This window comes from Spirosoma liriopis (assembly GCF_023196085.1).
Classification (GTDB): Bacteria; Bacteroidota; Bacteroidia; order Cytophagales; family Spirosomataceae; genus Spirosoma; species Spirosoma oryzicola.
Window position 1 is genome coordinate 1302369 of the sequence record NZ_JALPRF010000003.1, and the last position, 9627, is coordinate 1311995.

At 45.2% G+C, this 9627-nt stretch carries 9 protein-coding genes; 6 read left to right on the forward strand and 3 right to left on the reverse strand.

Annotation, left to right across the window (positions count from 1 at the left end):
* Nucleotides 1-7 precede the first annotated feature (7 nt).
* Together M0L20_RS22285 and M0L20_RS22290 are read right to left on the reverse strand one after the other, a co-directional pair.
* Nucleotides 8-916 (reverse strand): DUF4238 domain-containing protein, encoded by a 909-nt coding sequence (locus M0L20_RS22285; RefSeq protein ID WP_248479118.1) that lies wholly within the window; start codon nucleotides 914-916, stop codon nucleotides 8-10.
* A 254-nt stretch (nucleotides 917-1170) separates the two neighbouring features.
* Complete coding sequence (locus M0L20_RS22290; protein WP_248479119.1) at nucleotides 1171-2514, reverse strand: YopA family protein; 1344 nt, start codon at nucleotides 2512-2514, stop codon at nucleotides 1171-1173.
* 232 nt (nucleotides 2515-2746) lie between these two features.
* On the opposite strand from M0L20_RS22290, the gene M0L20_RS22295 reads away from it, so the two are divergent.
* The 6 genes from M0L20_RS22295 to M0L20_RS22320 all read left to right on the forward strand — a co-directional run bounded on the left by M0L20_RS22295 (nucleotide 2747) and on the right by M0L20_RS22320 (nucleotide 6222).
* The gene (locus tag M0L20_RS22295; protein ID WP_248479120.1) at nucleotides 2747-2956 is read left to right on the forward strand and encodes a helix-turn-helix domain-containing protein; all 210 of its coding nucleotides are present in this window, start codon (nucleotides 2747-2749) and stop codon (nucleotides 2954-2956) included.
* A 199-nt stretch (nucleotides 2957-3155) separates the two neighbouring features.
* Nucleotides 3156-3587 carry a hypothetical protein gene (locus M0L20_RS22300; RefSeq protein ID WP_248479121.1) on the forward strand — a complete coding sequence of 144 codons (432 nt, stop codon included), beginning with the start codon at nucleotides 3156-3158 and terminating at the stop codon, nucleotides 3585-3587.
* 2 nt (nucleotides 3588-3589) lie between these two features.
* Complete coding sequence (locus tag M0L20_RS22305; RefSeq protein WP_248479122.1) at nucleotides 3590-4282, forward strand: antA/AntB antirepressor family protein; 693 nt, start codon at nucleotides 3590-3592, stop codon at nucleotides 4280-4282.
* Nucleotides 4279-4641, forward strand: coding sequence for a LytR/AlgR family response regulator transcription factor (locus M0L20_RS22310; RefSeq protein WP_248479123.1), 363 nt, complete (start codon nucleotides 4279-4281; stop codon nucleotides 4639-4641). Before M0L20_RS22305 ends, M0L20_RS22310 begins: the two co-directional genes overlap by 4 nt.
* Nucleotides 4642-4712: 71 nt before the next feature.
* The gene (locus M0L20_RS22315) at nucleotides 4713-4988 is read left to right on the forward strand and encodes a hypothetical protein (RefSeq protein ID WP_248479124.1); all 276 of its coding nucleotides are present in this window, start codon (nucleotides 4713-4715) and stop codon (nucleotides 4986-4988) included.
* Nucleotides 4981-6222, forward strand: a complete 1242-nt coding sequence (locus M0L20_RS22320; protein ID WP_248479126.1) for a phage integrase SAM-like domain-containing protein — start codon at nucleotides 4981-4983, stop codon at nucleotides 6220-6222. The genes M0L20_RS22315 and M0L20_RS22320 overlap by 8 nt, the downstream gene beginning before the upstream one ends.
* Nucleotides 6223-6316: 94 nt before the next feature.
* On the opposite strand, the gene M0L20_RS22325 is transcribed toward M0L20_RS22320, so the two are convergent.
* Nucleotides 6317-9627 (reverse strand): class I SAM-dependent DNA methyltransferase (locus M0L20_RS22325; protein ID WP_354004254.1); only part of this gene is annotated, 3311 nt, incomplete at its 5' end.

Consider the following 9627-nt stretch of genomic DNA (forward strand, 5'->3'; position numbering starts at 1 on the left):
AATGATTTTAATGAAAAATGTTAAATACTTGGTGCCGCAAAAAATCCACGGCCATATCTGGAGAAGTTTCTATAAACTTATAGGCTTGATCCGCTATGCTTTCCAAATAATATGAATCAGGACCGCAGACATATCTCTCTGACTGCAAGAATATTAAGCGGTCCACATTTATTCTAGAAGATGGGTCAATAATACTAATATCCTTTCCTCGCGTATGATAAAGTGTTTTTGCGCTTGATAAAGGCACTATTAGTTCTTGGTCAAAAATATTGTCATTACCTGGTTGTCTGAAGATTACAGGATTGTCACCAACAAGATGTAATTCCTTTCTTTCACCATTATTATTTAAAGTAGCAAAATACACCTTCCAATCGTTTAACCTTTTGGGATCAAAATTTTTAATATAATCAATTATTGGTTTGATCATCTTATAAGCCCCTGCAAATCCATCTCTTCCTTTAAGTATATCGTAGAAAATCCTATCAACCTCTTCGCCCGTTTTAGTATTTACTATTTTAAAGTTCAATTCATCTGGAGTCGATCTCATTAATACCTCTTTAAACAAAGTATCTGTCGTAGGAATTCGCCAATAAAGAGACCCAATAAAAAGCACAATATTGAACATATCAGGAACATCAAGTATTGAGTGGCTTTCTTGTTCTCTTATTTTTTTGAATACATGACCAAACTGAGTTTCTAACCTTTGGTACATTTTTTCTACAAAATCATCTTTTACTCCATTAACTTCAAATGTATTCCTATGCAATTCATAAAATATCTGACTCGGCGAAAGACGTCTTTTTAAGAGCCTTTTTTCCTTTAAGTCAAATACGGCAAACTTTCCATCAGATCCGGTAAAGCCATTGAGATAAAGTTCTGGCAAATAATGATGTTTTTTTGAAATGGGTTGCGGCATCCTATAGTGGTAGTTTGTACGAACTGAATACAGTAGCTTAATAAATGGCCAGAGTTCTATCTAACAATTGGTTTAATAAAAGGAACTGGCGATGTAAGGTCTAATGCTTTATTAATAACAGACTATCCTGTAGAGATAGCCCCTTTTATTATGCTAGCAATACATTCGTGGACACTCAATGTTTAAGAAGGGTGTATAAATCGAAGTTACTTCCTCAGTCCATTTAGCTTATAAATTGATGAGATATTCCTTGACTAGCTCTTATAAGCCCAAGGAACTACCTTGTCTTCTTCAAATGCACTACTATCATAAGAGCATCTGTTGCTATATTCTCCCTGATATTTTAGGATATATAACAACGAAAGTTCGATATACCATAAACTTAACTGCAATGCTTCAAACTTGGTCATGTTGCTAATAGCTGCCACTTTTCTACGTTTAGACGCTTGTGAATGAACAATTGCGTTTCTGATTTGCACAAAGGTCTCCGGAGCGTCGACTATTTCATCGTTGCTACTATCTGCTAACTCTTTCAACCGGAATAGGGAATTCGGGATTTCATTACTTACCTTCAGTACAGATAGTAATAGTCTAATTTTATTGGACGCTGAAATATTTTCGGCGTCCTTACCAGCTATAAACTTTAATTGTTCAACAAGTAGCCAGTTGTAGATTAGTTCTAAAGCTGTTTGCGCCATTATTATAGCTCCATCCGTAAGTCCAGACTGCATGTTAGCCTCTACATACCAGTGTATTGCGCTTGTTAAAAAATCTTTATGACCATCATCTTTCCAAAGTACGCTAAATTCTTTCCAGATCTCGCTTACGCTGATTATGGATGATGGCGCCCATGATCTTACAACTTTATATTGATCTACTAAATAGGCGCTATAATCAGTCCATACGCTTTCATTTTCAAACATACCCGTACTGAATAGAGGGGCACATCTTGTTCCGTTTAAAAATGTCAAAAAAGTTGAAAAACAGTGAAGAGGGCTTTTTAAAGATTCCAAGGATACAGGCTTCTTGATATGTGTAACCTCTCCAGCATACAGATTTAGAAAGCCTCCTCTTTTGTCTAGTAGTCCATGCTTTGCCGAAAATTCAGGGACCTTATCTAAAACGATTAAATATTCGTGATTATCAAACGTCAAACGTCCATGAGTGAAGCCATTATTGATTCCTGTAGCCGTTCCTAAGAAATCTCTTAGATTGGGTATGGCAAACTGGACCTTTTCAACTTCTACAGATTTGTCGCCCATAACAGTATGATTCGACATTATACCTTCTATATAAATATCTCCATCTGTGGGTATAGTTGATGAAGTTAGAAAGCACTCCCCCATTGATAGACCATTAATACTCAGGTCAAAATTAGAATCATGAAAGGCTATTCCAAATGCATTTCGGAGTTCGGTCTTTATATCTCCTCGAAATTGTACCCCCATTCTTGGAAACCATTCGAAGCTTAGCTCTCCTTCAACATCAACATGTTTGTTTTTGGTTGACAAAGTAAATACGCCTTTGTACACAGGAATAGATTCATTAGGCTCCTGCATCAAAACGGGTGGGATGATTCTAGTTGATTGAGTAGTCATCTGATTGGCTGTTCCGTACTGTGACCTTTCACAAGGTACAAACCTAACCAATCGTACTAAGCTTCACTTTCCAATTGGGGACTATTTCTTTCGAATTGGGGACATGCTTTGATATAATTTCTAACACGTAAACCGCTAATATGAAATAATGACCGATGACTAAGGGTTTTTTGACCCGCTATGTATTATTCAAAAGCTTTGAATCGGATATTTACACCCTCGAATCGTAGTCATGTCAGAAATTAAGCAGATCGTCGGCCAACAGATTAAGCAAGCTCGCTTGAAAGCTGGATTGACCCAGCAAGAATTAGCAGAAAAACTAGAGATTAGCCAGACGACAGTAAACAAATATGAAACAGGTCGTCAGAACTTCACAATCGAGACGATTCAAAAGATTGCTACAGCATTGAATGCCAATATCATCATTAATATAGAGCCATAAATAATTTACCCTTCAATATGGTATATATGCCATATTGTGTTATATTTGTATTGTCAATAAGGGAAATAAAAGAAGCCATATAGTACCGAGGAGGTTGCCCGGCAGAACTATTACCTCAGCGATAAATAAAAGTGCCCCAACATCTGAGACCCTGAGAAAGTCGATGAAGGGGCAATGTCAATCTAACCGATTAAATCAGATGACGGAGCAAAGCTATGCATCCGGTGGGGAAACTACAACCTCCGCCGAAGGAACACCCGCATTTCCAAGGGTCGATCCAAAAATCAGTTATTCGTTAGTGCTTCCCCTGGTTGTGGGTCACGGCAACCAGGAAGCGGGTGCTATGCTGGTCTACCGAGCGATCAGTCAATACCGACAAAACACCCTGCGTAATCTACTACAGAATCACGGCGCTGACGATCATTCATCGGCAGTTGAGGATCTACGGGATTTAGAATTGCTAGAAGACTACAGCTTAGAGCTAGTAGGAGCACTACAAACAGCAGCTCGTGTCAACTATCAGGCTTATCAGCAGGCAGCAAACCCCGACGAATACGAACAGTCCCGCCAGGAGTGGGAAGAGCGCGACGAAGTACGTTATAACGAGTATTTCAAAGCATATCGTCGGTAGTCATGAAGGAGCTTATTGCGATTACGACCGGTGGGCAAGGCTCACCCGTCGTATCCGCTCGTGAACTACACCGTTTTCTGGGTAATAGAAGACAGTTTGCCGACTGGATTAAAAACCGGATACGCCAATACGAACTCATCGAAGGGCAAGACTACATATCGGTTTCACAAAATAGTGAAAACGGTGGACGGATGATCGAGTACGCCCTAACGCTTGATACCGCTAAAGAGCTATCCATGGTTGAGCGGACGCCGAAGGGTAAACAGGCTCGCCAATACTTCATCGACTGCGAAAAGCGGTTAAACAAACGAGCGCCCGCACTGCCCAGTAACCTACTGGTTGATCACGCCCAACGTATTGCTGATTTAGAACAGCAGCTTAAGCAAATGATCGATTCTCAGCAACAGGCCGCTCGTTCCTTGCTGGATATACCCCGCAGCAGTGAGACTTTACCCGAAGAAACGACCCGCATCAAAGTACAGCGGCTGGTTAACGCTTACTGCCGGGCCAAAAGCGTGGGTCAACAGGAAGTATGGCGCAAGGTGTATGACCGCTTGTATTACCTCTACAAGATCAACATCCGCGCTCACAAACGCTCCGAGCGGGAAAGCTGGTTAGATGTGGTAGACCGTAAAGGCTACATGGACAAGGTGTACGCTATTGCCAGTGCTGAATTAACCTACGAAGAGGAATGAGCGCACTAACTTACCCTCGCCAGACTGGCCAAGGTGTCAGTCCCGCAACACCTGACCCATCGGCGATAGCGGCCGACCTGATTGTACGCATCGAAGGGCGCAGTAACTACGCCATCGTTCACACCAAAGACGGCAAAGCGCATTTGATCGCTAAAGGACTGTCGGTACTGGAAAAGCAGCTGCCAACCTTCTGGCGGGTCCATAAATCGCACCTGGTCAATCCGCACTACGTTGCCGGTTCGGTGGGCTCGGTTCGTTTCAACGCCCTGCTTCGACTCACAACGGGCTTCAGTGTACCCGTATCCCGTAGGCAGCGAGCCGCAATCTGCGCTAAGCTTAACCCGCTTAGCTTCCTGTAAGAAAAGTCTCTCCCCCAAATTTCTTCCGCTGACCACTCCGGTTCAGCTTCACTATCTAATCTATGATTTCGATGAACACCCCAGCCAATGCCAACGAAACAACACAACTAGTTGTCAACAGTAAGCTTACCCTGACTCGTGAAGACTCGTGCTTAGTCGATATGATGAATCACCTGCCCATGATGAACGATACACGGGAAGAAGTGAGAAACTGGTTTTTAGCGTACGTCGAACGTGGCGACATCGGTACACGGTCCTGCGATCACTACAAGTGCCTGGACGACTTCTTTAGTGCCATCATCTTGAAGCTTGTCGATGCGCAGAAAGGAGGACAGGCCAATGTATAATTCACTGTTCATTAACTTCTATTTCCGTAAGTCTACTACAGACGCTACGCTTGGTTCGGTCAACGTTCGGGTAACAGTCAACGGTAAGCGGATCACACTCGGAACCGTTACGTCGGTAGCTGATTCGAGTTTGCCTAAGTCGGTAATGATTCAGCGTGACCATTGGGACAAGCGCAAGTTGAAAGTAAAGCCCCAAAGTCCACACGCAACGCTGTTGAATAAAGCCATTGCAGACTGTGAGCAGAAGCTCCAGAAGGTATACGCCCAGCATGAAAGTTTCGATCAGAAGATGACCGCTAACGGCTTGAAAGCCGTGGTTAAACACGGTCAGCGGATGCTACTCACCTTTCCCGCTTTAATCGACAAGTTCTTAGAAGAGAAGGTTGCTTTAAAAACCAAAGCTTCGACCGTCGATACGTATCGGTTTAAAACGCGCCCGCTGTTATCGTTCATAGAATCCGAGGGTTCATTGGATTTGCCCGCTGTAGATTTCACTCCCGGAACGCTCAAACGCTACCGGACGTACTTGATCACGCAGCGGGGTAACTCTGATCGCAACGCCGACAAAAGTTGCCAGGTAGTCAAAACCTTGCTGTTGTGGGCGGCTGAAAGCGAGCTAATCCACAAAAACCCGTTGATGAACATTCGGATCAGGGTTGACAAAACGCCCAACCTGGAATGTGTGACACAAGAAGAATTGGCCGTTTTGCGGGATGCGGTCTTACTGCCCCAAATGCGGGAGGTGGCTGACTGTTTCGAGTTCGCTTGCTATACAGGCTTGGCCTATCAGGACATGAAAACCCTGTCACCTAAGAACCTGCAACTGGTGGAGGGTAAACACTGTATCGTAGGCTATCGGATGAAAACCGGAACGGAGTATTGTATTCCCGTCACGGAGCGGGTTTGGGCCTTGATGGATAAGTACGAAGGCATCAACCTGCCTTTACCTGCACTTGACGACTACAATCCGTTGATCCGGCAGATTATGTTCTCGGTAGGTATCGACAAGCGGATAACTTCTCACACGGCCCGTAAAACCTTCGCGGATTGGTGTATCAACGAAGTGGGCTTGTCAGAAGAGGCTACGATTGTGGCGATGGGTCAAAAGAACGCCAAGGAGCTGACCCCGTATCGGAAGACCAGACCGAAGCGGTTGTTAGCTGAGTTTCCAACGGATTTGATGCGTCGGCAGATTGACCGAGTGCCGTTCAAGCAAATTGTCAAAGCCTCCTAAATAGAAGTTATTGTAACGGCGGGTAGGGCTATCTTACCCGCCGTTTTGTTTAGTTGCTTGTCTGCTATTCTTGGTTATTCCACTAGGCTAAGAATTACATAGCGTAGGCTCCCTCTGGGGTTTGTCGTACCAAGGCTAATGCCGTTAGTGTGTCAAGTAAAGGCTGTACTTTCTCGGGTTTAGTGCGCTTGAAAAAGACCGCTATCTGTTTGGTGTTCAAAGGCGTGCTAGCTTGTTGAACTGTATCCCGAACAACCTGCATTTGTTGTGCCAATTCTTTCGGCCATTCCTGTCGGCTGTCAATGCTAGACGGAGTGCTTTTTGTAGTAGACACGGCAGACTTTAGGTTTATACCTAACTGTTGTTGGTTAGGAGCCTGATAGGATGGCCGTAAATAACGAACATAGCCGGCTGCTTCTTCAGATGCTCGTTGGTGGTTCAAGGCTACGAGGCGGGTTAGTATTTCACTATCTAATAAGTCGTGTGGCCAGCCGTAAGCATCAGCAACAGCTACGTCAATTTGTTGGTGTAGACTAAGTACGACTGAAGCCAGCCCTTGTTGGCTTATGGTATGCTCTTTCAAGGTGAGAGCTTCACCAGCTCGCAACTTTTCGACAACGTTATAGAGATCGGTTATTGTTAGGGTTGAATATAAAGTCTGCTGTCGTTTACGATGTGCGTCTAAATACTCAGCAAGTTCACGAATGCGAGCTTTCTGTTCAGAGGTTGCATCAGGAAATGAGAATGTTTGGAAACAGCGTGAGCTGTTATAACGAGGAGTATTACCACCTAAATCACCACCCGTAGCCAATGCCCATACCTCGTGAATTTTACTCGATAAAACTCCTAGATAAAACGCATCATCAATGGCTATATTTACTAGCATATGATCTGGGGTAATTGCTGTATCTAAGAACTGAAACATTCGATGCTTCGATGTTTCAGCTGTTGCTATAAACCGAGATAGTCCAGCTAAGGCATTACGTAAATCACTCCTTGATCGGCCGAACAACCACCAATTTTCTTTAAAGGACTTATCTCTGCTTATATCACGTTCCGGCTTAACGTGCGTATAGACTTGCTGATACAATTCAGGAAACTGGCTGATGACGTCAGACTCCTCAAGGCCAAACAGATCAATTAAAAACACACCACGGGGCCGGGCGGTTAAGTCTTTCCCGTTTCGATAGGGTCTAATTCGTGTCTCATAACCCGGCTTACTCCCTAAACCTAATTGTTTCGCCTGTTCTTCTGTTATAATAAATCCAGAACCCGCTAGCATCATTCCGTTACTGGTAATACCCGTATTAGCTTTAAGTGTTTTAGTACTAGTTACGTCGGCACCAATTGTCAAGTCTGCGTTAATGAATCCATCCACTTCTGTAAGCTCTACTTCGTACGCGTCATCTGTGTCAGTTGCCATTTCACGTGATACAATGAGTAACTTGCCTGATTGGGGACCAGTCCGTGCTACACTCATCGCTATTCGCACAGCAGCTCCATGCGCACTGTCAACCCAAGGATGATCAGCAATCGCAAAAGTCAGCGCTAAGGCAGGGTCTGCATCAAGGTACTTTTGAATAACCCGCCGATTGAATGTTTGGGTAATTGAATTGGTCGTAATGAACCCGAAAGCTTCTGTTCTGTTTTGGCGTAGGGTTTCAGCCGCCTTCTCCCACCAGTACATGACTAAATCCGCTGATTCGGGGACTACGCCTTTGTACGCTTTACGCAAAGCATCAACATACGCATCACCCAATGCTCCCCGCATGGCCTTGTCTCCCACAAATGGAGGATTTCCAATAATAAAGTTTGCTTCTGGCCACTGAGTAGGGCTGGGGTTCGTCAATCCCTCATCATACGTTAATACGGCATCCTGTTGGTGAATGTTCTCGTATTCGTCTAACAGGGGTTCGGGTAGTTCACTCATTCCATGGGTCCGCAGATGCCACTGTAGATACCCAATCTTTAATACTACGTCGGCAATCGCAGCCGCGCGCGGGTTCAGTTCCAAACCCAATAGTTGCCGGGGTGAAATAGTCGTGCCTCCGCTGAGATTAAGCAGAGCCGTTTGGCCGAAGGAGTTAATTGCCGCTAGTACCTCACCTTCCAGCCGCTTCAGATGTTCGAGCGTTACATACAGAAAATTACCACTACCGCAGGCTGGGTCCAATATCTTAATACTCGTCAGTCGGCGTAAAAACCGTTCCAGTTCAGCGCGGGCGTTTTTGTCTTTACCCTCATTTAGCAATTGAGCAGCCGCAGCCTGAGCCGCCACCCATTCCCGGCGCAATGGTTCCAGCACGGTAGGTAATACCAACCGTTCAACGTATCGGCGGGGAGTGTAGTGTGCACCTAAGCTGTGCCGTTCCCGCGGATCTAAGGCCCGTTCGAGTAAGGTACCGAAGATAGCCGGCTCTACAGCTTTCCAGTCGGCCTTAGCGGCCTTGAGTAATAAGTCTATCTGATCCGCTGATAGCGGAAACGCTCGGGCATCATGGAATAACTTACCGTTGAATTTGCGCACTCTTGCCTTCAGATCAGGAGAAAAGCCCCCCGTGTCCATGATTCGCCAAAGCGATTGCAAGGCATCGGGTAGATATTCCTGAAAGTCTGGATGTGCGTATTGCTGAAGCATGCCCGTAAACGACTCTTCTGGTATCAGGCCTACATCCTCCGAAAACATGGTAAACAAACAACGCATCAAAAACTGAGCAACCAAGTCTGGCGCGTGTCCAGCTCGTTCTAATTGGGTAGAAAGCTTCGCCAGGTATTCAGCTAGTTGCCGCGTTACACGGGCGGCATGTCGGCTAAGATCTAACTGGCGAGGGTCGGTAAAGATTAGCCTTAGCGTCTCCCGCGTTTCTGGATCGGCTAGCTTAGCAAGTGGAATTCGAAAGCGGGTCTGATCAGGAAAAGGTACGAACTGATCTCCAACACCCGCAAAATTGCTGTACACGTCAATGCAATAGCCCACATCAGCAACCAGCACAAATAGTGGCCGGGGCTCATCAGCGGGTAGAGCCCGTACGTAACCTAATGCCTGTTGGCGAGCGGTCTGCATCATTTGCCCCCATTTAGCCGTTCCCCGTACAGCGTGGCCTTTCCGACGCTTTTCAGGTGGTAGTCCTAGTTCAGCCCGTTCAGCGGCTTTCTGTTGGTCAGGTGTTTGAGTGCCCTGCTTGGTTTCTAATACGAAGCAGCCGCGTTTGTAGAGGTCAATCCGGCCAATAGATGAATACCCCTTTGAGGTTTCCAAAATAGAAGGAATAGCATTAGCTAAGCTAATGCTATTCCTTCTATTTTGGAAATATACTGCCCGTTCGAGCACATAAGCATCTTGAGCAGGATTGTCGGTGGTAGGGTCAGGTCGGGCAACGCCAATGAGGTCACAAAGGTCTTGCA

What these genes read in the sequence shown, in the direction of transcription:
- M0L20_RS22315 (WP_248479124.1), top strand. Translation starts at nt 4,713, where the DNA reads ATGAACACCCCAGCCAATGCCAACGAAACAACACAACTAGTTGTCAAC.
- M0L20_RS22300 (WP_248479121.1), top strand. Translation starts at nt 3,156, where the DNA reads ATGACGGAGCAAAGCTATGCATCCGGTGGGGAAACTACAACCTCCGCC.
- M0L20_RS22310 (WP_248479123.1), top strand. Translation starts at nt 4,279, where the DNA reads ATGAGCGCACTAACTTACCCTCGCCAGACTGGCCAAGGTGTCAGTCCC.
- M0L20_RS22290 (WP_248479119.1), bottom strand. Translation starts at nt 2,514, where the DNA reads ATGACTACTCAATCAACTAGAATCATCCCACCCGTTTTGATGCAGGAG.
- M0L20_RS22285 (WP_248479118.1), bottom strand. Translation starts at nt 916, where the DNA reads ATGCCGCAACCCATTTCAAAAAAACATCATTATTTGCCAGAACTTTAT.
- M0L20_RS22320 (WP_248479126.1), top strand. Translation starts at nt 4,981, where the DNA reads ATGTATAATTCACTGTTCATTAACTTCTATTTCCGTAAGTCTACTACA.
- M0L20_RS22305 (WP_248479122.1), top strand. Translation starts at nt 3,590, where the DNA reads ATGAAGGAGCTTATTGCGATTACGACCGGTGGGCAAGGCTCACCCGTC.
- M0L20_RS22295 (WP_248479120.1), top strand. Translation starts at nt 2,747, where the DNA reads ATGTCAGAAATTAAGCAGATCGTCGGCCAACAGATTAAGCAAGCTCGC.